The 22,177-nt window shown below is 69.4% G+C and carries 18 protein-coding genes; 7 read left to right on the plus strand and 11 right to left on the minus strand.

Going from position 1 to position 22,177, the window contains the following annotated elements:
- The first annotated feature begins 13 nt into the window (after window positions 1-13).
- On the plus strand, window positions 14-961 hold the full coding sequence (locus tag FCH28_RS13380; RefSeq protein WP_136740099.1) for a quinone oxidoreductase family protein: 948 nt from the start codon (window positions 14-16) through the stop codon (window positions 959-961).
- Between the two features lie 338 nt (window positions 962-1,299).
- Here the strand turns inward: FCH28_RS13380 and FCH28_RS13385 are convergent, their stop codons facing one another.
- The gene (locus FCH28_RS13385; RefSeq protein WP_246102766.1) at window positions 1,300-1,866 is read right to left on the minus strand and encodes a DM13 domain-containing protein; all 567 of its coding nucleotides are present in this window, start codon (window positions 1,864-1,866) and stop codon (window positions 1,300-1,302) included.
- Between the two features lie 654 nt (window positions 1,867-2,520).
- Between FCH28_RS13385 and FCH28_RS13390 the strand changes: the two genes are divergently transcribed.
- Window positions 2,521-2,922, plus strand: coding sequence for a hypothetical protein (locus tag FCH28_RS13390; protein WP_136740100.1), 402 nt, complete (start codon window positions 2,521-2,523; stop codon window positions 2,920-2,922).
- An 18-nt stretch (window positions 2,923-2,940) separates the two neighbouring features.
- Here the strand turns inward: FCH28_RS13390 and FCH28_RS13395 are convergent, their stop codons facing one another.
- The 8 genes from FCH28_RS13395 to sbnA are packed head-to-tail and all read right to left on the minus strand — an operon-like array spanning window position 2,941 to window position 13,681.
- Complete coding sequence (locus FCH28_RS13395; protein ID WP_136740101.1) at window positions 2,941-4,149, minus strand: type III PLP-dependent enzyme; 1,209 nt, start codon at window positions 4,147-4,149, stop codon at window positions 2,941-2,943.
- On the minus strand, window positions 4,146-4,940 hold the full coding sequence (locus tag FCH28_RS13400) for an HpcH/HpaI aldolase family protein (protein WP_136740102.1): 795 nt from the start codon (window positions 4,938-4,940) through the stop codon (window positions 4,146-4,148). Before FCH28_RS13400 ends, FCH28_RS13395 begins: the two co-directional genes overlap by 4 nt.
- Window positions 4,940-6,772, minus strand: a complete 1,833-nt coding sequence (locus FCH28_RS13405; protein WP_136740103.1) for an IucA/IucC family protein — start codon at window positions 6,770-6,772, stop codon at window positions 4,940-4,942. Before FCH28_RS13405 ends, FCH28_RS13400 begins: the two co-directional genes overlap by 1 nt.
- Window positions 6,769-8,478, minus strand: coding sequence for an IucA/IucC family protein (locus FCH28_RS13410; RefSeq protein ID WP_136740104.1), 1,710 nt, complete (start codon window positions 8,476-8,478; stop codon window positions 6,769-6,771). Before FCH28_RS13410 ends, FCH28_RS13405 begins: the two co-directional genes overlap by 4 nt.
- Window positions 8,475-9,749, minus strand: a complete 1,275-nt coding sequence (locus tag FCH28_RS13415) for an MFS transporter (protein WP_136740105.1) — start codon at window positions 9,747-9,749, stop codon at window positions 8,475-8,477. The genes FCH28_RS13410 and FCH28_RS13415 overlap by 4 nt, the downstream gene beginning before the upstream one ends.
- A complete protein-coding gene (locus FCH28_RS13420) occupies window positions 9,749-11,545 on the minus strand; it encodes an IucA/IucC family protein (protein WP_136740106.1) in 1,797 nt (598 codons plus the stop codon). Before FCH28_RS13420 ends, FCH28_RS13415 begins: the two co-directional genes overlap by 1 nt.
- A 12-nt stretch (window positions 11,546-11,557) precedes the next feature.
- The gene (gene sbnB, locus FCH28_RS13425) at window positions 11,558-12,598 is read right to left on the minus strand and encodes a 2,3-diaminopropionate biosynthesis protein SbnB (RefSeq protein ID WP_136740107.1); all 1,041 of its coding nucleotides are present in this window, start codon (window positions 12,596-12,598) and stop codon (window positions 11,558-11,560) included.
- Between the two features lie 54 nt (window positions 12,599-12,652).
- Window positions 12,653-13,681, minus strand: coding sequence for a 2,3-diaminopropionate biosynthesis protein SbnA (gene sbnA / locus FCH28_RS13430; protein WP_246102768.1), 1,029 nt, complete (start codon window positions 13,679-13,681; stop codon window positions 12,653-12,655).
- A 176-nt stretch (window positions 13,682-13,857) separates the two neighbouring features.
- Here sbnA and FCH28_RS13435 point away from each other — a divergent pair, with 176 nt between their 5' ends.
- From FCH28_RS13435 to FCH28_RS13455, 5 genes are all read left to right on the plus strand, one after another.
- Window positions 13,858-14,880, plus strand: a complete 1,023-nt coding sequence (locus FCH28_RS13435; RefSeq protein ID WP_136740108.1) for a FecCD family ABC transporter permease — start codon at window positions 13,858-13,860, stop codon at window positions 14,878-14,880.
- The gene (locus FCH28_RS13440; RefSeq protein ID WP_136740109.1) at window positions 14,877-15,998 is read left to right on the plus strand and encodes a FecCD family ABC transporter permease; all 1,122 of its coding nucleotides are present in this window, start codon (window positions 14,877-14,879) and stop codon (window positions 15,996-15,998) included. Before FCH28_RS13435 ends, FCH28_RS13440 begins: the two co-directional genes overlap by 4 nt.
- Window positions 15,995-16,834, plus strand: coding sequence for an ABC transporter ATP-binding protein (locus tag FCH28_RS13445; protein ID WP_136740110.1), 840 nt, complete (start codon window positions 15,995-15,997; stop codon window positions 16,832-16,834). Before FCH28_RS13440 ends, FCH28_RS13445 begins: the two co-directional genes overlap by 4 nt.
- An 84-nt stretch (window positions 16,835-16,918) precedes the next feature.
- The gene (locus tag FCH28_RS13450; RefSeq protein ID WP_136740111.1) at window positions 16,919-17,914 is read left to right on the plus strand and encodes an ABC transporter substrate-binding protein; all 996 of its coding nucleotides are present in this window, start codon (window positions 16,919-16,921) and stop codon (window positions 17,912-17,914) included.
- A gap of 245 nt (window positions 17,915-18,159) precedes the next feature.
- Window positions 18,160-20,142 carry a CASTOR/POLLUX-related putative ion channel gene (locus FCH28_RS13455; RefSeq protein WP_246102770.1) on the plus strand — a complete coding sequence of 661 codons (1,983 nt, stop codon included), beginning with the start codon at window positions 18,160-18,162 and terminating at the stop codon, window positions 20,140-20,142.
- Window positions 20,143-20,184: 42 nt separating this feature from the next.
- Here the strand turns inward: FCH28_RS13455 and FCH28_RS13460 are convergent, their stop codons facing one another.
- Window positions 20,185-21,315 (minus strand): FAD-dependent oxidoreductase, encoded by a 1,131-nt coding sequence (locus tag FCH28_RS13460; RefSeq protein ID WP_136740113.1) that lies wholly within the window; start codon window positions 21,313-21,315, stop codon window positions 20,185-20,187.
- A gap of 134 nt (window positions 21,316-21,449) precedes the next feature.
- Entirely contained in the window at window positions 21,450-22,097 is a 648-nt protein-coding gene (locus tag FCH28_RS13465; RefSeq protein ID WP_136740114.1) for a zinc-binding dehydrogenase, read from the minus strand.
- Window positions 22,098-22,177: the final 80 nt, after the last annotated feature.

Consider the following 22,177-nt stretch of genomic DNA (forward strand, 5'->3'; position numbering starts at 1 on the left):
GGGGGCTGTAACCATGAAGGCTGTCGTTCTCGACGCCGATGACCACTACCGAGTCACCGAACTCGATGAGCCCACCCCCGGCCCCGGCCAAGTGGCGATCCGTGTGGCCTACGCCGGGGTCCAGTGGGGCGACGCCATGGTCAGGGACGGCCTCTTCGCCGTACCCCGTCCCTTCGTCCCGGGGTTCGAGGCATCCGGGCACATCGTCGCGGTCGGCGCGGGCGTCGAAGCACGCCGTGTCGGTGAGGCCGTCACCGCGCTGACCACCTCAGGCGCCTACGCCGAGGTGGTCCTGGCACCCGCCACGCTCACGTTCGGCATCGGCAGCATGCCGCTGCGGACAGCCGCAGGTCTCGGGTGGGGCGCACCGACCGCCTACGACCTGATCAACACCGTCGGGCATGTGCGGCCCGGCGAAAGCGTGCTGATCCACGCCGCCGCCGGCTCGGTCGGCACGCTCGCCGCCCAGTTCGCCCGACTGGCCGGAGCAGGCCGGATCATCGGTGTGGTCGGCACTGCCGAAAGGGCCGACTACGCAGCGCAGTTCGGCTACGACCAGCTCCTGCTCCGCGAGGAGTACCCGGCCAAGCTCGGCGACGAGAAGCTCGACGTCATCCTCGACCCGGTCGGCGGCTCGACCCGCACCGCCGGCCTCGAGCAGCTCGCCACACACGGCCGACTGGTGGCATACGGCAACCTCGCCACGTACGAACCCGTCCTCGCCGACGTCAACGACCTCCTCATGCACGGCAAGTCACTCCTGACCTACAGCAGCATCCTGCTCAGCCAGACCCACCCCGAGCGGCTCGCCGACAGTGCCCGCCGCGCGCTCGCCCTCGTCGCCGACGGCAAGGTCCGCATGGACATCACCACCGAGTACGCCCTCGGGGACCTGGCCCTCGCCGTGCAGCGCCTCGTCGAGGGCACAACCCATGGCAAGAGCATCCTCCGCGTCGCCTGACAACACGCAGAACGTGCCACCACGAGGCGGCTCCCGCGACGAACCCCGCCAGGAGGGCAAGGGATCACCTTGGAGGCGGGAGGGAGCCCATTCATGGACGGCGAAGCGCGGAGCGGGGTGGGCCGATCTCCTGCGGCGGGCTCGCCTCAGGGTTTGGTGGTCGAGGTATGCAGCACCATCTGGCACGGGTGCTCGTCACCGCACGCGGCGAGCATCACCACAGTTCGCAGGGCTGCGGCCAGCTCCCTCCAGGGCGGTGGGGCCGTCGGCCGCGTGCTCGGCTTCGCAGCCGGTGCGGTGACGCAGCCGGTAACCGGGGCGAAACGAGTGTTCAGAGATCAGCCCTTCTCGGGGGCGAGGTCGGCGGCGCCGAAGGAGACGGAGAACCGCTCGCACCAGATCACGGCGCTGCGGAACTTGGACAGATCAGTACCGGCCGGAACGGTGTAGTTCTGGTTGCCCAGGTTGCCCTTGAGCTTGCCGAGCTGCACCGCTCCGTCCCCGAGCCCCGTCTTCACCGCGTTGATGTCCCTGGGGGAAAGGTAGACCCGGACATCCGGCCCCTCGGAGGTTTTGAGGTTCTCCAGCCGGAGCAACTGGCCGCCGTCCGCGAGCCGGATGGTCCGGGCGATGCCGCTGGTGCCATGTTCGTGGGTGACGAAACTGCCCTCGGCAAGGTCCTTCGGCTCCGCACTCGTCTTCGACGGTTCCCCGTCCTTCATACCGGCGTTGTCCTTCATCTGCGTCCCGTCCTTCGCTCCTGGGGCGGAGGCGGCGGGCAGGGCCTCGTTCACTGCGGTGTCGGTGAACGCCTTCCAGGGCTGGAAGAGATAGAGCCCGATACCGGCGGCGACCACCAGTGCGAGAAGGAGTGGCACGACGGTACGGCGGGACAGACGGGACACCGAGACCTCCTGAAGGGACGAACGGGCCGACCGAGATCGGTCGGCCTCAACATGCGTCCAGCAAACCCGCACCCGCCCCGTCGGGGAACCCGGGAGGACGCCCCGTAAGACACCGGTAACGAACCAGGCCCGCAGCCCCGCCCCGGCGGCAATGGGAGCAGCCAGTCGCATTCGCCGTCGCAGTTCGGCTCGCGGGCGGCTCAGGCCGGCGGACTGCCATACCACCACGCAACGCAATCGTGCTCGCCTGCCCTGTCTTCGGTCCGCCGAGCATCTGCCCAGAAGGGCTCATCTGCCGTATTTTAAGTACGAGTTGACATAACCGGACACGGCGGATCGGGGAAGCGGGGAAGCGGGGGGACACGAGTGACGACACCTGTCGCGGAGCCGAGAAGCTCGTGAGTGTTGAGCCTGGACTTCAAGACGTTGCGGCTGCGTTACCGTCATCCCCTCGCCCGGTTGAAGCGTCGCCCGGTGTCATGCCGCCCAGGCAAATGGAGAGACCAGTGCGCACAATCCGATGGGCCACCTGATATGGCCGCACCACACTCCGACTCCCGTCCTGGTATTGACTTTGCGGGGCAGGACCTTCCCTCTCGGGAGGAGGGGGTAGTTCAGCGGCGGGCCGAAGTGCTGCGTGGTGTGGCGACGGGCATGACCCTCGCCGATGCCGCGCATGCGGCAGGCGTCCCCAGCGGCACACTTTATTCCTGGAGGGCCAGGGACGAGCTCTTCAGAGCCGCGCTTGATGCCGTGCGGACCATGGCCGAGGCCCAGGCCCAGGCCGAACGACCTCGGCCGGGTATCACCGAGGCCCAGGCAGAAGTGTTCCTGGAGGCTCTGCGCGAGGGCCGGACCGTTGAACAGGCCGCGGCCCGAGCCGGTGCGTCCAATGTGACCTTCTATCGGTACAGAGATCAGAAGCCTTCATTCGCCCAACAGATGAAGCAGGCGCAGAAGACCGGGATGCAAGCTCGGGCCAGCCGTCGGGAGCGCAAGCGAGCGCCCTTCCGGTCAATGCGTTACCGGCTGGTCCGAAGAGACCAAGACGGCTGAGCCGACCCTGGCGGCGACTCAGCCGCGCTCCCCACCGTCCGCCACGAACACATGCTCCGGGTGCGGGTGCGAGAGGAAGTCGTGGTGCGAGATCTCCCAGCCGTAGGCGCCCGCGTGGCTGAAGACCAGCACGTCCCCCACCCGTACCCGGGACACGTGCACATCGCGGGCGAGCACGTCCTTGGGAGTGCAGAGCTCACCCACCACGGTCACCGGTTCGTCGCGCAGCTCGGGGCGGGGCGTCGCCGAGCGCCATGTGTCGATCGGCAGGACGGTGAACGGATGGCTGTGTTGCCACGACGACGGCAGCCGGAAGTGGTGGTTCCCGCCGCGCACCAGGATGTACGGCACGCCGTGGTTCCGTTTCACGTCGAGCACCTCGACGGCGTAGCTGCCGCAGGCGGCGACGAGGAAGCGGCCGCACTCGAAGTCGATCTCCCGCCAGTGCGGTGGGAAGTCCTCCACCAGCCGGGCGAGCCCGCGGGTGAAGTGCGTCCAGTCGAACTGGGCCGCCAGGTCGGCGTAGTTGATGCCGATGCCGCCGCCGACGTTGAGCACCTCGCACCGGATGCCGAACCGGCGCTCCCAGCCCAGCACCTTGTCCCGGTACAGGCGGAGCATGTCCAGATGCGCCTCCGAGGAGAGGTTGTTCGACAGGGAGTGCAGGTGAAAGCCGGTGAGTCGCAGGCCGGGCAGGGTCGTGGCGGCGCCGACCGCGTCGGCGAGGATGCTTTCGTCGATGCCGAACTGGGTGGGCCGTCCGGCCATCGCCAGCGTCGCGGAGGGGAACGGGCCGGCCAGGTTCACTCGCAGCAGTACGTCAGCCGTGGCACCGGCCTCGACCGCGGCCTGGGAGAGCCGGTGCAGTTCGAGGACGCTCTCGGCATGGAACCGGGTGACCCGGTGCCGCAGGGCAGCGGCGATCTCCTGGGGGGTCTTCGCCGGGCCACCGAGGAGCAGGGGGAGGTCGGCGTCCACGGCTCGCGCTTTGGCCAGCTCACCGCCGGATGCCGCCTCGAATCCGGCCACCAGGGGGGCGAGCGCCCGCAGGACCGGCACCGCGCTGTTGGCCTTCATCGCGTAGAACATCCGGCATCGGCTGGGTAGTTGTGCGACCGCCTTCTCCACGTGGTCGGTCAGCGCGTCGAGGTCATAGGCGTACAGACAGAGTGGTTCGTCACGGCCCGAGCGGTCGATGATGACTTTGGTCAGCCCACCGTCGGTCATCGCGTCCCTCCGTCCGGCTCACCGTCATACGGCCGGTGGTCGTCCAGGTGCCTGCGGAGTGCACGGGCCGCCAGTCCCCGCTCCTCCCCCAGCACGAATGCGGTGACACCCGCCTTCTGCCACGCTTCGTGGTCCTCCCGGGCGCGCGGAATCGCGCAGAACGGCACGCCGGACTCGGCGCACGCCGTGTGCGTCCTCCGCAGGGCCTCCGTCACCTTGGGATGACGGGTCTGCCAGGGCACCCCGTAGGACTGGGAGAGATCGGCGGCGCCTTCGAGAACGAGATCGATCCCTCCGCCGGCCAGGATCTCCGGCAGCGCCTCGACCCCTTCGGCGTCCTCGATCATCGCGACGACCATGACTTCCTCGTTGGCCAGCCGGATGTACTCGGTGAGGTCGATCAGCCCGAAGCCGGGGACCCGCCCGCCGTTGAGGCTGCGCATCCCCTCCGGGGCGTACCGGGCGGCCCGGACCGCCGCGTCCACATCGGCCCGCGACCGGATGTGCGGCACGACGACCCCCATCGCGCCCGCGTCCAGCGCACGCAGGATGGCACCCGGATCCGACTCGGGGACCCTGACGAACGGGGTCAGTGCGACCGCTTCGGCCGCCCGGATCAGGTTCTCCAGGCACTGGGGGTCGACCAGTGTGTGCTCGCTGTCCAGGATGACGAAGTCGTACCCGGCGCAACCGATCATCTCGACCAGGGCGGGCGCGGGGATCGAGCAGAACAGGCCGTAGACCTCCCGCCCTTCCCGGACTTTGCGCTTGACCGCATTGGCTTTCAGCATCAGTGGCCCCCCGCGATATGCGGCCGGCACCGCGTGGCCGGTTCCGCCAGCGGGTTCGGCACCGTGTGGACCCGGAGCTCGGTGTCCGGCAGCAGTCGGCGGGTGGTCAGCTTCTCCACCTCGATGGTCGGCTTGAACACGTCGAACAGCTCGAAGCGGTCGCCGAGTTCGGGAAAGCGCTTCTGGTAGGCGCGGATCTCGTCCCGTACGGTCGACCAGAAGTCCCGTTCGTCGAGCTGGTAGGCGTCGTCGAGGAACAGCGCGAGTTCGCCGAAGTTGATGAAGAAAAAGGCGTCGAGCAGGAAGTCGGCCACCTGGTCTAGGTCATCGGTTTCGAGGAACGAGTTGGCGTTGACATGGTGGGACGGCGGGTCCACCAGCGTCGGGCAGGCGTCCGGCTCCGCGAGGTGCGCGCGGGAGAATCGGACGCCGTCGTGGAAGTCCCTCAGCGCCACGCGCTGGGGCACTCCGTCGGTGTGCACCAGCACCATGTTCTGGGCGTGCGACTCGCAGGCGATGCCGTGCCGGAAGAGCAGATGCAGCAACGGGACGACGCTCGCGCGTACCAGGTGGCGCAGCCAGCCGCGTACGCCGAGCGCGTTGATCCACGGGGCGATCGCCGGGGTACCGTCCAGTTCCCGTGCCGTCAGGCCGGTGAAGGGCATCGCCCGTTCGCCCGGCCGGAGGAAGGGGTGCAGGCTCTCCCGCCAGATGCAGGCAAGGGTGCCGTAGGTGTCGGACCGCACCAGGTCGGCGGCGGGCGCGGGGTCGACGGCGGTCCCCATGACCTCCCCGAGCACGATCACCTGGCACTCGTCCCGCAGGAACGCGTCGCGCGCCACCACGTCACGCAGCCAGTCCGAAACCGCGGGGGCGTTGCGCACGGTGTACGGGGCGAGCACTCTGCTCGTCGAGGTGTTGACGATGGAGAGCGCGAGCTTGAGGTAGGCGCGTTCGGGCGCGTCCCGGCAGCTCAGCGTGCGGATGGACTGCTGCGCGGCGAAGGTGTGCGGGTCGTCGCCGAGCGGGATGATCTCGCGGCGGCGCAGTTGGTCCACCCACGTCGGTGCTATCTGTTCGCGCCACTGCCAGGGGTGTACGGGCAGGAAGGCGTAGTCCTCGGGGTCGCGGCCGACTTCTCGTATCAGGAGCTGGAACGCCTTGAGGGTGTGGTGGCCGAGTTGGGCGGCCAGGAAGTCGTCCTCGGTCAGCGCGTCGGAGATCGCCACCCGGGAGATGTCGCGCTGGGCGGCGATCCACAGGGGCCGGATCGGGTGGCGGAACTCCGGCCCGTACGCCACGTGGTCGTCGAGGTCGAAGCCGATACGGGACTTGTAGGTGGGGTGGTACCGGTGCCCGTCGGTGACCGTTCCTTCCAGGGTGTCGTAGTCGTGTTCGGCGAGCACATCGCCTCGCCGGGTGCGGATGTGCTGGGCCAGCGCATCCTTGACCAGGGTGGCCTCCAGTTCCCGGCAGAACCGGGAGAGGCACTCGGGGTCGGCGGTCAGCACCTGCCGCGCCTCCCCGAGGAACCGGGTCACCGAGTCCGCCTCCGCGCTGGTGCCGTCCGCCGCCACCCGCCGCACCGCTTCGGGCCCGAGGGCCACACGGTCGAAGCCATGTCTGCGGCGGGCGGTGAACACATAGCGGACCGCGCGCCCTTGGTCGTCGCTGCCGTCCACGACGCTCGAACCGTCCTCGGCGGTGGTCGCGCGGATCGCGTCCTCGTAGACCAGCGACTCCAGCAGCTGGCGGAACAGCCTGCGCCGGACGGTGACGTAGGTCGGTGCACGCAGCGCCTCGACCAGGAGTTGGCGGTTCGGGATCGTCATGGGCTCACCTCGAAGAGAAGGTTGGGGACGTCCACGTACACAGGGCTCTCGCCGCGCCCGGCGAACCGACTGATCAGGTTCGCCTTGGCGGGCAGCACCGGTCGCTCCAGCAGGTCGGCTGCCGTGTCGGCGCGGCTCGTCGCGAGGCTCTGGCGTGCCACGCGCCAGAGAAGGGGCTCGTCGGCGTCGGTGTACCGGCCCACCACGCTGATCAGGTGGCCGAGGTGATTGGTCACCGCGTTGTACCTGAGCCGCAGCCATGCTTCGTCGTGGTCGTAGAGCAACGGGCTGTCCGGGGGTACGACGGTCCCTGGACGGAGCCGTTGCCTGCTCACGCTGGTGCCCTCCATGTCCCTGACCCAGTACCGGACGGGCCATCCGCCGTCGGTGTGCAGCAACGAGTTCTGCACATGGGCTTCGAAGCTGACGCCGTCGCGGTCGAAGATCTCCAGCAGCGGAAGCAGGGAGATGGAGAGGTAGCGGCGCAGCCATTTCGCCACGTGGTCGGCGCCGGAGACCGCGTCGGGGTACGGGGCGCAGCGGCGGATCTCGTGGATCAGGTCCGGTACATCGCCGTCCCGGTTCTCCAGCAGGCCGGCGAGCACGCGCGGGGCGGCCGCGCCGTCGGTGAACGGGTTTTCCCGATACAGCACGGAGAATTCCGCGGCGAGGTCGTCACCGATCACAGCGGGGTCCACGGTACGGAATCCGGTTTCGACCAGCACGGAGAATCCAGGGTGGTCCCAGCCGGGTGCGAGATCGGTGACCAGGACGCCGGCGTCGGTCGCGCGCAGGACATGGGGAACCGGGTTGTTGCGGATGAAGTTGGTGATCCGCACATGCAACGGGAGCTTGAAGAACGTCGGGAAGGCCGGGTCGCAGACCGTGCGCACCGAGGAGGTCGGGTAGACCTCCGGGCCGAGCGCGCCGAGGGCCACGAGCAGTCCGTCCCCGACGAGTTGTGCCACCCGGGGCTTGCTCAGCAGGTACTCCGCCTGCCACGGGTGCGCCGGGAGCAGCGCGTGGTCCTGCTCGGCGCCGAGCATCTGCCTGGCCGCCGCGGTGACCGGAGCGGGAGTCCATGAGCCGGGCGCCACCCTGCGTTCCAGCAGGATCCGCCGGTTCACCGCGAACCAGTGCGGGACGAAGGCCGCGCCGAGCTCGGGTGCGTAGCGCTCCAGGTCGTCACCGAATCCCTGTGTGCTCTTCGGCGTCGGATGGAAGGGGTGGCCGAACACCAGGGACTGCTCGGCGTGCCGGCTCATTCCGTACGGGTCGGCCGGGCATGGTCGCCTGTGCCGCAGGTACCGCGAGGTGGCCGCGACGCTGCTCTCGATCCGCTCGGCGAGCTCGCGCTTGCGGTCGGCGCCGTCGGACGCCTGCGCGAACTCCTTGGCGGCGAGGGCTTGCACCTCGTCGAGCAGCAGCCGCACCACGTCGTCGTGGTCCACGGGGACACGTCGTCGGTCCGGTTGCTCGAGCCACACCTGATTGCCGTACTCGTGGTGGCCGAACACGGATCGGTGGCGCACGGCGATGACGACGGCGGAGCCGGTGGCGGGCAGTTGGATACGACCGAGGTCGTCGCAGGTGGTGCCCAGAGTCGTGCCGGATTCTCGGAGGTAGGTGTTGAGCAGTCGTGTTCGCGCCGCCTGTTCGGCGCAGGACCGCGCGGCGGTGGTGGTCACGGACTCGGGTGACGTCATGGCTTCACCTCGGGGAGGGCCGGGACGACGGGAGTCGCCGGGGGACGAGAGTGGGCCCGCCGTGGGCGCGCGCCGAGTAGGGCGAGGCCCGACGCTGCGACCAGCAGCGTGCCGATGGCGACGAAGGTTCCGGAGAGGGGCAGCAGTCCGGTGACGAGCGCTCCGAACAGTGGGCCGCACACCTGGCCGATGTCGAGCAGACCGGTGGTGGTGCCGAGCGCGGTTCCGCGGGCCTGTTCGGGCATGATCTGGCAGACCACGTACAGCACGGACTGGGCGAGCGCGGCGAAACAGAATCCCTGCACGATCCGCAGCGGCACCAGGAACTCGGGCACCGTGGGGAGTCCTTGCAGGGCGACGGCGAGTGCGCAGCAGGCGGCGGCGATCGCGAAGCTCACCGGGGCCCCACCGCGGTCGTTGCGCCTGCCCCACCACGGGCCACCGATCAGGCACGCGGCCCACATGGTTGCCTGGAGCACGCCCACCCAGACGGTCGCCGAGGACACCGACACCGTGATGCGTTCCACCTGCGGTGCGAAGACGATGACCAGTGCGAAGACCGCGGCTTGGCCCAGCATTCCGGCCAGTACGAGCGTGCGGCCGAGTGGATGGGCCGCGATACGGCGGAGCACCTCCCGCAGGGTGGGCCGCTCGCCGGCTTCCGGCCGGTGCCTTGGGACGGTCCTGCGGTGGGGCAGCATGCTCAGGGCGAGGAGGGCGGCGACGAGCAGCAGGCCCGCCACGCAGGCGAACAGCGCGCCGTACCCGAAGCGGCCGGCGAGCATGCTGCCGACCAGGGGTCCCAGGAGACATCCGGCGCCGGTGGCCCCGAAGAGGCTGCCCAGAACGCGCCCACGGCGGTGCGGCGCGGCCAGTGTGCTCGCGTAGGTCGCGGTGGGCCCGACGACCCCTCCGCAGGCGCCTTGCAGGAGTCGGCAGACGAGGAATTCGCCCGGTGTGTCGGCCAGTGCCATCAGGCCGACTGCCACGGCGAGGCCCGCGTGCGCCCGCACCACCATGGCCTTGTGGCCGTAACGGTCGCCGACCATGCCCCACAGCGGTGCGCTGATCAGGTTGGTGACCGCGGGCGCGGCGAGCGAGACGCCGGCCCACCACGCCACCTCGCCTGCGGGCAGTCCCAGGCCGGCGAGGTAGAACGGCAGCAGCGGAACCACGACGGTGAGCCCCGCGATGGCCGCGAACTGACCGAACCACAGGATCTGGAAGGCCCGCCGGTCGGCAGCCCGCGATGTGGCAGCGGTGCCCGGCATCAGCGCACCACCACGGGGGCCGGGGCCAACGGGTTCGGTACCCGCCCGACGCCTGCCGGCATGCTGACGCCCGAGGAACGCCCCTGGCGGAGCAGCGGTGCCAGGACCTGCCGGCTGGGCCATTCCTCGGCACTCAGCACCGCGTCGTCGACGAGCGTGGCGACATGCGCGGGCAGCCGGAGCCGGTTCAGGCAGGCGGTGACACCCGCGCGGAGTTCGGACCAGTAGATCCGCTCGTCGACCCGGTGGTGCCGGGCGAGAGCATCGGCGATGCCGTACAGGTTCACCTGAAACCCCAGCGTCTGCAGATAGGCGAGCAGGGCCCGGGGGTCGGACAGCGTCAGGGACTGCGGAGCTCCGGGTTTGATGCGGTATCCGGGGTCCTTGGTACCCGCCGCGTCCATCCACTCCGGGCAGATCCGCAGTGTGTCGTGGTCCCGGAGGACGAACTGCCGCACCGCGCCTTCGGCCAGGACGACGACGACGTTCTGCCCGTGCAGTTCCGGCAGGACCCCGTGGCGCAGGAATCCGAGCCCCATCACGCAGAACGCCTCCGCGACGGCGCGGAACAGGCCGGCCGGCTCGGCGACGTCGAATCCTGCCTCGGTCAGCGCCGGGCCGAGGACGTCCCAGGCGTGCGCCGCCAGGGCGGCCATGGGCAGTACGACTGCATCCGGATCGTCGAACAGGTCCGCGGGGCAGCGGCGGATCTGCGCGGCGAGGTGGCCGGGCCGGTCGGCGAACTCGTCGTCAGCGCCCGGACCGCCGCGCCAGCCACACCATGTCCGCTCGTCGCAGATCCGCACCAGGGAGCCGAGGTCGGGATCGGACCGCAGAAGGGACGCCATGCACTCCTGCGCCCGCTCGCCGTTGTCCAGGTAGCGGGGTGGCAGGAGCCGGGCAGCGCCCAGGGTGGCGACGCCGAGCGGCAGCTTCAGATGCAGACCCGACTCCGGGGACGTGGTGAGGGTGCGCAGCGAGGACGTCGGATGGAAACGGCCGAGTCCTCGGCTCAGCGGTACGACCTCCCGGTCCGCCAGCTCCTGCGCGAACTCCCGCGGCAGTACGTGCTCGAACTGCCATGGATGGACCGGCAGCGGCTGGTACTCCTCCCCGAGGACGCCCGCACGGCGCGCGTCCTCGGCCAGCAGGTCGAGTTCCCGCTCGTTCAGCAGCAGCTGGGACAGTCCATCCGAGGCGTCGCCGGTGCCGAGCCTGAGGTGGTCGCGCCGCACTGCCACCCAGTCCATGCCCAGCGGTGCCCGGCGCATCGGTCCGTATCGCCGCAGTTCGGCAGCCGACCAGCCCGACGCCGCCCGTGCCGTCGGATGGAACGGCCGGTTCCTGGTTGCCGCGATCCGCTCGCCCGCCAGCATGCTGCCGGGCCGGGGCGCAGGGTCGGGCAGTGCGGCCCAACCGCTCAGCGTCACCGCCGTGTGGTCGACGGCGGCGCGAAGGTCCGCGGCGGCCTCCGCGGTCCGTACACCGGTCCCTCCGTGCTCGGCGTGGAGGGCGGTGAGGATTTCGCTCGGGGTGAGGGACCTTGGCCTGCCATCCGTACCGATATGCCAGACCGGCCCGCGGGAGAGGCGATGGAGCTGCAGCGCGCCACCGGGGCGGCCGCGGAAGACGAACGCCCCCATGCGGCACCAGTGTTCGCCGTCACCGAGATCCGCCCCGTGCACCGGAGGCCGATCGGCGACCGTGATCGTGTCGGCGATCCCGGCCACGTTCTCCTGCAGCAGCGTGTCGACGAGATCGCGCAGTATCAGTTCGGTCGGGTCCGGGTGAGTCATCGGCCGCGCACCTCAGTAGAGGTCCAGCCAGGTACCCACCCCTTCGCCGAGTGCTCGCCGGTACACCTCGGCGGCGCAGGCGATGTCCTCGACGGCCATGCCCATGGGGTTGAGCACGATGACCTCGTCGTCGGTCTCGCGCCCCGGACGCGATCCCGCCAGGATCTCGCCGAGCTCGGCGTGCAGCCGCTCGCGCGAGAACTTTCCTTCGAGCACCAGTTGGTTGATGATCTTCTTCTCGCGGTTGCTCTGCTCCCAGTCGTCGACGACCACCTTGTCCGCCGTGAGGAAGACGTCCTTGTGGACGTCCATGATGGACACGTTGGACAGGAAGGCCCCACGTTTGAGCCAGCCGGCCTCGATGTAGGGCTGGTCCGTCACGGTGCAGGGGACGATGAGGTCGGCTGCGCGCACCGCCTGCTCGGCGCTGTCGGCCACCGTCACGGTGATCTTCGGGTACTCCGCAGTGATACGAGCCACCAGTGCGTCGGCGGCTTCCCGCCGCCAGTCGTAAAGGTGCACCGTGGAGACGTGGCCGAACTGCTGCAGCAGGGCGGTGATCTGGGCGGTGCCGATCACACCGCAGCCGATCAGCGCGACATCGGTGAAACCGTTCCGCGCCAGATGCCGGGCCGCGAGAATCGTCACCGCGGCGGTCCGCCACGCGCTGATCAGTCCCCCTTCGAGGATGGCGATCGGGTAGTTCGTGGCGGGGTCGTTCAGCACGGTCACCGCGCTGGCGCGCTCCAGACCCACGCGCTCCGGGTTGTCGTGCTTGCTGCCGACCCACTTGAGGCCGGATATCCCCGGCCCCTCCCCCACATGGGCGGGCATCGCGATGATCCGGTCGGCGATGTGCCCCTCCTTGCCGTGCACCCTCAGGTACGGCTTGAGCGGCTGAATCGTCCTGCCCTCGGCGTGCAGCACCAAAGCGTTTGCCAGGGCCTGGAGATAGAGGTCGCAGCGGTCGCCACCGACCGCGGAGATGTCGCTGCGGCTCAGGTAGAGGATGCGCGGCTTGCCTGCGTCAGCCGGCGTCGTGGAGGCGGGCATGAAGCTCCTTCGATGCGGTGTTGGTGGCGCGTTCGGCGTCGTGCTGACAGGTCGTCAGTGGGCTGCTGCCGTCGCCCTTGTCCGGCCGGCACGCATCCGCTCCAGCCAGTCGTCGTCGTAGACGAGGTCGAGGTAGCGGTCACCGCGGTCGGGGAAGATCGCCAGCACTCGGCTGGGCGAGGCCAGTCGGGAGCGGGTTCGCCGGATCGCCGCGACCACCGCGCCGCTCGATCCACCGGCGAAGATTCCTTCCGCGGCGAGCAGGTCGCGACAGCATTCGGCGGCCTCCACGTCGTCGACACGGACGACGTGGTCGATCTCGTCGGGCCGGAGCAGCTCCGGGACGCGGCTCGACCCGATGCCCGGTATCTCCCGGCGAGCGGGCGGGCCGCCGAAGATCACCGAGCCGACCGCGTCGACCGCGATGACGCGGAGGGCGGGGAAGCGTTCCCGGAGCCGGCGGGAGCAGCCCAGGATGCTGCCGGTGGTGCTCACCGGGGCGAACAGGTACGACGGCGGCCGGACCAGCTGTTCGACGAGTTCGGCTCCGGTGCCGTGGTAGAAGGCTTGCCAGTTACGGTCGTTGGCGTACTGGTTGATCCAGATCGCGCCGGGCAGCTCGGCCAGCAGTTCCTTGACGCGGCGGATCCTGGTGTGCAGGTAGCCGCCCGCCGCGTCCGGTTCGGAGGCGATCTCGACGGTCGCGCCGAGGTGGCGCAGCAGCGTGAGGTTGGCGCTGGTCGTCTTGGGGTCGACGACACAGATGAACCGCAACCCGTGGACGCGGGCGGCCATCGCCAGAGCGATGCCGAAGTTGCCGGAGCTGCTCTCCACCACCGTGCTGCCCGGACTGATGGATCCCTCGGCCAGCCCCGCTTCGACGATGTGGCGTGCCGACCGGTCCTTCATACTGCCGCCGGGGTTCATCAACTCCAGTTTGGCCAGCACCTCTAAGCCGGGTTCGGGGAAGAGCCGTCGCAGGGCGACGACCGGAGTGTTGCCCACGCAGTCGAACACGGACTCACGAACCGACTCACGCACGGGAGATGGGCGGGCGGTATCGATGGCTGCTTCGGCAGGCACGGTGCTCCCTCGAGTCACTGCCCCGGATCGGAGCGGAAGTCGATGCACGAACAAGTTGACGAGCCCGCAAGCAAGGTAAGGCTGACCTTAACTACTGTCAACACGATCCGCATCGAACTGATTACTCTGTGGTAGGGGGTTACGGGCGAACTTAGGGATGCCTTACATTCGCCCGCATGCCTACGCCGAGCAATTCGCCGCAAATTCGGCTTGCCGTCGGTGCGTTAGCCGTTCTTACCCTGCTCGCCGTCACCATCGCTTTCGGTCTCTCCGTGGGCAGCCGCGCCCTGTCTCTCTCCGAGGTGCTCGATGCCCTGGCCGTGCACCGCGAGACGGACGCGTCGATCATCGTGTGGGAGCAACGGATGCCCCGCACTCTTCTCGGCGTGCTCGTCGGCGCCGCACTGGGTGTCGGCGGAGCACTGGCCCAGGGGATCACCCGCAACCCGCTGGCCGATCCTGCCCTCATCGGCGTCTCGTCCGGCGCGGCCCTGGCCATCGTCCTCGGGTCGTTCGTCTTCGGGGTGAGTTCACTCGCGCCCCAGATCGCGCTCGCGGCGGTCGGCGCCGCTGTGGTGGGAGGAGCCGTGCTGTCCCTTGCCGGGTACGGGCGCGGCGGGATGGCGCCGACGTCGCTGGCTCTCGTCGGTCTGTCCATGTCGGCGCTGATCGTCGCGGTCATCTCCGTGCTGGTCCTGCTGGACGCGCAGACCCTCGACGAGTACCGGTACTGGCTCGTCGGTGCGCTGGCGGGCAAGGGGACTCCCACGCTGGCCGTCGTCGCCCCGGTGATCCTCGCGGGGCTGTCGACGACCCTGCTTGCCGTACGCGGCCTGGACGCCCTCGCGTTGGGCGAGGACGTGGCGCGCGGCCTCGGCGTCAGCGTCAGCCGGGCACGACTGCTCGCCGGGTTCGGCGTCGTCCTGCTGACCTCCACCGCAGTGGCCGCCGCGGGCCCCATCAGCTTCGTCGGACTGGTCGTTCCGCATGTCGCACGCGCCATCACGGGCCCCCGGCACGGATGGCTGCTGCCCTACGCGGCCCTGCTCGGCGCGAGCCTCCTGGTGACGGCCGACGTGGTCGGCCGGGTGGTGGTCCGTCCGGCCGAGCTCCAGGTGGGCGTGGTCACCGCATTGGTCGGCGCGCCTCTCGTCCTCCTCCTGCTGAGGAAGTCCAAGGTGACGGGGGCGGGAGCATGAGCACGCGCGAGGTCGTACTCACCCGCTCCGGCCCGTCATGGGTGGCCCGGGTCCGCCGGGGCTCGGCGAGCGTGCTGTTCCGTCCCCGCGCAGTTGGCGTCTCGCTCGCGTTGTTCGCGTTGGTGCTGGTCCTGTTCTGCGCCGGCGTCGCCGCCGGCACCCGAGTGATCCCGCTCGACGATGTGCTGTCGGGCCTGGCCGGCCGCGCCGATCACACCACCGTCCTGACGGTGCAACAGTTCCGTCTGCCGCGCGTGATGGTGGCGGTGATGGTCGGTGCCGCTCTGGGCCTGTCCGGAGCCGTGGTGCAAGCGGTCACACGTAATCCGATCGCGGCACCGGACGTGCTCGGCGTGACCGCGGGAGCCAGTTTCGGCGGCGTGCTGGTGCTGCTCGCCCTCGGCGGAACCACCTTCGGGTACGGCGGCGCGGCGGCCGAACTGTCGCAGATCGCCGTGCCGTTGGGGGCGATCGCCGGCGCGTTTGTCGCCGCGGCGATCGTCCTCGTGGTCGGTGGGTCCCACGGTGGCGTCGGCACCCACCGGACGTTCAGCACGCAGCGGGTCGTGCTGGTCGGGATCATCTGCCACGCCGCGTTCATCGGCCTGGTCCACTGGGGACTGGCCACCGGCGACGTCGACCAGGCGGCCAAAGCGGCGGTCTGGCTGGTGGGCAGCCTGCATGGTCGCGGTTGGGAGCATGTGACCGGGGTCGCGACAGCGCTGCTCGTGCTGCTCCCGATCGCCCTGCTGCTGGGCAGGCGGCTGAACGCGCTGGCTCTCGGCGAGCCGTCCGCGGCGACCCTCGGCGTACCGGTCGCGCGCACCCAAGTCGGGCTGTTCGTCGTCGCGTTCGCGCTCACGGGAACGGCTGCCGCGGCCGCCGGCCCGGTCGACTTCGTGGCCCTGCTCGCCCCGCAGATCGCCAAGCGACTGGTGCGTACGCCCGGCGTGCCTCTGGTCGCATCCGCGCTGACCGGTTCGGCCATGGTGCTCGCCGCCGATCTGCTGGCACGCCTGGCCATCCCCGGCGTCGAACTCCCCGTCGGCGCGGTGACCGCCCTCGTAGGAGCGCCGTATCTGCTGTGGCTCGTCATACGTTCAGGAGGCACGCGATGACTTCGACGCCCTCGACGCTCCGGGAAACGGTCACGGGCACAACCTCGGTGCCGAGTCTGCGCGCCGCAGGGCTGCGTCTCGCCTACGGACCGGACCGGGTGGTGGTCCAGGACCTTGACCTGGAATTGCCCCACGGTGCCGTGACCGCGGTGATCGGGGCGAACGGCTCGGGCAAGTCGACCGTCCTGCGTGCCCTGGCCCGCCTGCTGCGCCCCTCGTCGGGACACGTACTGCTGGACGGACACGACGTGCACCACTTGCGCACCCGCGAGGTGGCCAAACGCCTTGGGTTGCTGCCGCAGTCACCGGTCTCACCGGAGGGTCTCACCGTCCGCGACCTCGTCCGCCGCGGCCGGACCCCCCACACTTCGCTCCTGCGCCAGTGGTCGGAGAAGGACGAAGCCGCCTTGTCAGCGGCCCTGGAGGCGACCGATCTGGTCGACCTCGCCGACGAGGCGGTGGATGCGCTGTCGGGGGGCCAACGACAGCGAGCCTGGCTCGCCCTGGTGATCGCCCAGGGCACCCCATGGCTCCTGCTGGACGAGCCCACCACCTTCCTGGACATCGCCCACCAGATCGACGTGCTCCAGCTCGTTCAACGGCTCAACCGCGAAGACGGGCGGTCCGTGGTGATGGTGCTGCACGACCTCAACCAGGCGTGCCGGTACGCCGATCACCTCGTCGCCCTCCGAGCGGGCGCCGTGGTCGCCTCGGGCCCGCCCGCCGAGGTCGTCACCGAAGACCTGGTCGCGACGGTGTTCGACCTGCGCTCGCGCATCGTGCCCGACCCCGTCACGGGGACGCCGCTGGTGGTCCCGATCGGTCGCGCGGTGTAAGCGAAACGTCTATCCACCGTCACTGAAGCGGAGTACAGTCCTCCGAAAGTGAGGATTGCCTTACCTAATTTAAGGAGGCATTTCGTGCGTTCACCCTCCAGGCGGCCCGGCGTCCGCGTGGCTGCCGCTGTGGCCGCGCTGGCCCTGGCGACGGGTCTCGCCGCGTGTGGCAACGACTCGGCGACGAAGAAGGATTCGGGCTCGAAGCCGGCAGCAGAAGCGGACTCCGGCTTCCCGCGCAGCGTCAAGCACCACAAGGGCACAACGAAGCTCGAAGCACGCCCCGAGCGCATCGTCGCCCTCGACCCCAGCCTCGTCGAGGCCGCCCTGGCACTCGATGGCAAGCTGGTGGGCGGCGTCGGCAGCTACGGCGACAAGAAGACCTTCCCGCCGTATCTCGGCGACAGCGTCAAGAACGTCAAGCAGGTCGGTCCCCTTGAGTCGCCCGACCTTGAGTCGATCGCGGCCCTCGAACCGGATCTGATCGTCTCGGCGAGCGTCCGCCACGACGCGCTCTACGACGAACTCTCCGAGATCGCACCGACGGTGTTCGTCGAGACCACCGGCCCGACCTGGAAGGACAACATCACCAAACTCGGCGAGGCGCTCGGCGCCGAGCAGAAGGCAAAGGACGCGCTGGCCGCCTACGAAAAGCGGGCCGCCGCCATCGGCAAGGCCATCAACAAGAAGGCGGACAACCCCGAGATCTCGGTCGTACGGTTCATGGACGGCCCCACCCGGCTGACCGGCAACGCCTCCTTCACCGGCATCGTCCTCTCCGACATGGGCCTGGCCCGGCCGAAGGCCCAGGACGTCGACGAGTTCGCGGTGGAGGTCGGCGAGGAGCAGATCCGCAAGGCGGACGGCGACCACATCTTCGTGTCCACCTACGAGGGCGGCGACGAGTCCAAAGAACGCTTCCTTCGCAACCCCCTGTGGCGTCAGCTCGACGCCGTGAAGAACAAGCAGGTCCACCAGGTCAACGACGCCACGTGGATGCTTTCGGTGAGCCTGCAGGGCGCCAACCTCGTACTGGATGACATGGCCAAGACCTTTGGCGTAGACCCTCAGCGCGGCTGAGTTCGCCTGAGAGAACTCGCCCAAGAGAAGGGGGTGGTTCCGGCCGGAACCACCCCTCTCCGCAAGCGAGTCCTGTTGGCGGGCTGAACCCGGCGTCACTACACACTGATCAGCGACTCCGGCACCCCCCGCGCACCTCTGCGCCCCCTGCGCCCCTGTGTCACCGGGATTGAATGATCTTGTCGGCGGTAGGAATGACGGTGCTCAGGGGAGGGCCATCGGCGGCGGAGGGAAGGTCTTCGGTAGTGCGCGCGAGACTGCAGGAGCGGTTGCGGTACTGGTTCGACGCGACGATGGACCGGGGGACGCCGGCGCTGATCGGCTGGCTGGCCCTGGCCTCCGTCGTGTTGATCCTCGTGGTGGCGTCGCTGGTGGTAGCGCTCACCGACGAGGACACCGAGAGGAACGGCGGCTGGCTGGGCGTGGCCTGGATGAGCCTGCTGCGTACGCTCGATCCCGGCACGATGGGCGGGGACACCGGAGGTCCACTGTTCCTCGGCCTCATGCTGGCCGCGACCGTCGGCGGGATCTTCATCGTCAGCGCACTCATCGGTGTGCTGAGCACCGGCCTGGAGGCCCGGATCCACAAATTGCGACGGGGCAAGTCCCGGCTGATCGAGCGCGGGCACACCGTCGTGCTCGGCTGGTCGGAACAAGTCTTCACGGTGATCGCGGAGTTGGTGGAGGCCAACCAGAGTGAGCGGCGCTCGTGTGTCGTGATCCTCACCGAGCGCGACAAGGTAGAGATGGAGGACGAGATCCGCAGAAGGATCCCGGACACCGGCCGCACGCGGGTGATCTGCCGCTGTGGCAGCCCACTCCAGCGGGCGGACCTGGAACTGGTGAGCCTGGACGCGGCCAAGTCCATCATGGTGCTGCCGCCCGTCGGGGACGACGGGGACACCGATGTCATCAAGATTCTGCTGCTCCTGAACAACTGGTCGTGGATCGGCCCGCGCCCGAACATCGTCGCGGCCGTGCAGAGTTCGCCCAATCTGGCGGCGGCCCGCCTCGCCGGCGGCGAGGACGCTCTGGTGATCGACGCCGACGACATCGCCGTGCGCCTCATCGTGCAGTCGCACCGGCAGACCGGCCTGTCCACCGTATTCAACGAAATGCTCAGCTTCGTCGGCAACGAGTTGTACCCGTACCCCGTAACCGAGCTGACCGGCACCACGTACGGGGAGGCGCTCAACAGATTCGACCTCGGCGTCCCGGTCGGCCTGCGCAGGAAGGACGGTGAGTCCCTGGTCAACCCGCCGATGGACACGGTCATCGCCGCCGATGACGAGGTGCTCGTCCTGGCCGAGGACGACCTGCTCATCCGGCTGGCAGATGCCCGGCCCACTATCGTCCGCTCGGCGATCACCTCCGCCCCCGGCCGGCCTCCGACACCCGATCGCACGCTCATGATCGGCTGGAACTCCCGCGCGGCAAAGATCATCACGTTGCTGAACTGCCTGGTCGAGCCCGGCTCACTGATCGATATCGCGGCAACTCGACGCCCAGAGAACGACCTCCAGGAGCACTGGGAGAACCTCACGGTGGGCTACAAACGCTGCGAACCCACCCTCCGCCCCTCGTTGGAATCCCTGCGGCTGGACGGCTACCGCCACATCATCGTCCTCACCGATGACGAGATCGACCCCGAATGGGCCGATGACCGGACCTTGGTGACGCTGCTTCACCTACGCGATATCGCCATCCGGTCCGGCAGTCCCTACTCGATCGTCACCGAGATGAACAACGACGCCAACCGCGAGATCGCCCAGGTCACCAAGGCGGACGACTTCATCGTCAGCACCAAGGTAATCAGCCTCCTGCTGAGCCAACTCGTCGAGGACCGCCACCTCTACGACGTGTTCACCGACCTCTTCGACCCGGCGGGATCGGAGATCTACCTCAAGCCGGCCACCAATTACCTCTTCCCGGAAACGCCGGCGAACTTCGCGACGGTCATCGAAGCGGCCCGCCAACAGGGAGAGACAGCCATCGGCTACCGCATCGCGCGGCACAGCGATGAACCTCCGACCTACGGCATCTTCCTCAATCCCTCCAAGACCGCACCGCTGTCCCTGAGCGAGGACGACGCCGTCGTGGTACTCGCCGAGGACGGCCGCCCATCCGTGAACATGCCCGCGGCCAGAGACGGACACGGCACGGGCGACGCGGAGGTGGTAGCGCCGTTCAGCTCCGGCCCGGGGCTGTCTGCATCGGGTCCCTCTTGAACTCACCGATTTCGGACCGGGGCCGGTCGGGGCTCAAGTGCCTTATTGTCCGTGCTCGGTGAGCATCCTGAGCATGGCCTGGGGTGTGTTGTTTTCGGAGTCGATCCCGTGGACCTCGGTGCCTTCAAGAGTGACGGGCTCGGAGCTGCGGGCGAACATGGCTTGTTCGTACTCGGTGAGCGCGGCCTCGATGTCGTCGGGGTACGCGGCGAGGGTCCTGCCGAGTTCGGCGCCGTCGAGCATGGCCAGGTTGGCGCCTTCGCCGTTCGGGGCTGCGAGGTGGGCGGCGTCACCGAGCAGGGTCGCCCCCGGCACCCGGTCCCAGCGGTGCTCGGCCGGCAAAGCGTAGTGGGGGCGCAGAACAGGCGTGATGTCGGCGTCCGTGATCAGCGCGGTGAGCTCCGGCGCCCAGCCGTCGAACTCCCGGGCGATCCGCGCGGCCGCGGCGGAGGCATCGGTGAAATCGATGGCCGCAAACCAGTCCTGCGGCCTGGACAATGCCACGTAGGCGTGCAGGGTGTCACCGCTTTCCCGGTGAGCGAAGATCTCCTTGCCCGGCGAGGGAGCGACCATCGACCCACCGCCAACCACCTTCGCGGAGCCGGTGTGCCGGGTGTCGGCGTCGAACAGGTAGGTCTCGACGAACGACGTGCCGACGTACTCGGGTGTGGCGTCGGAGAGCAGCGGCCGGACCCGCGACCACGCGCCGTCCGCGCCGACCAGCAGGCTGGTGACGACGGTGCTGCCGTCGGCGAACGTCACCTCATGGCGGCCCTCGCCGAGGGTGCGGGTGCTGCCGACCTTGTGTCCCCACCGGACGGTGTCTGCCGGGAGCGAGTCGAGCAGGATCCGTCGCAGCTCGCCGCGCTGTACCTCGGGGCGTCCGCCCGTGCCGTCGTCGGCCATCTCGTGCAGGACGGTCCCGTCCTGCTCGACGAGCCGCATCGTCTGGCGGCCCTCGATGACGATGGCGTGGAACTCGTCCATCAGGTCGGCCGCCTTGAGGGCGAGCTGCCCGTTGTAGTCGTGGATGTCGAGCATCCCGCCCTGTGCGCGTGCCGTCGGGGAGGACTCGGCCTCGTAGACCGTGACCGGGATTCCGTGGACGTGCAGGACGCGGGCCAGCGTGAGTCCGCCGAGTCCGGCGCCGATGATCGTGACGGGCGTGTGCATGGTGGCTCCTCGGGGTCGGGACCGCCCAGTGACTCCGGCGGCCGTCTCTGGAAAGGTGCCGGGCCCCGCCGACAAGCCGCGGACATCGGACCGACAGCCCCCGACAGATGCCCGACGCCTGCCCGGAACGGCGTTCAGCTCGGCGTCCGGATCGACATCCGGATCGATCGTTCCAGGGCGGGTATCTCACCGGATCCCACCTCCAGGACCGCTTTTCCGGAGATCCGACGTCCGCGAAGCGCCTCGGCCGCCTCGTCGAAGCGGTCCCGTGATCCTTGCCAGCCGATTTCGACGGTCAGGGCCCCCTCGGCGGCCAGCTCGGTGAGCAGGGCCAGGTCCGCGCCGGTGTCGCCCTCGATGACGAAGGAGGTCAGCGACTTGGCCGGGCCGACGGTCGCGTACGGCGGAAAGACCGCTGGTTCCCCGGATGTCCAGCCGACGCTCTGCACGCTGCCCCCGGGAGCGAGCAGGTTCCATGCCGCGACCAGTTGGGGCCCGCCGACGCTGTCGATGACCACGTCGACCGGTCGCCGGATTCCCTCCAGCCCGATGAGCACCTCGTCGGCGCCGGTCTCGGCCAGCCCCTCCGCGCGGGCTGCCGAGCCCACGGACGCGATCACGTGGGCACCGGCCCGCGCCGCCAGCTGGACGGCGAACCGGCCGACTCCCCCGGAGGCACCGGTGACCAACACCCTCTTGTCCGGTCCGAGCCCGGCGGCCCGCAGCGAGCGCAGTGCGGCCACTCCGGCGACCGGCAGGGCCACCGCCTGCGCCAGGTCCAAGCCCTTCGGCCATCGGCGTCACGAGACCTGCGTGGTCATCTCCGCGTCATTGCCCTGCCACCGACCAACCACACCTTCCC

It is taken from the genome of Streptomyces piniterrae, assembly GCF_005048155.1.
GTDB classification, from domain to species: domain Bacteria; phylum Actinomycetota; class Actinomycetes; order Streptomycetales; family Streptomycetaceae; genus Streptomyces; species Streptomyces piniterrae.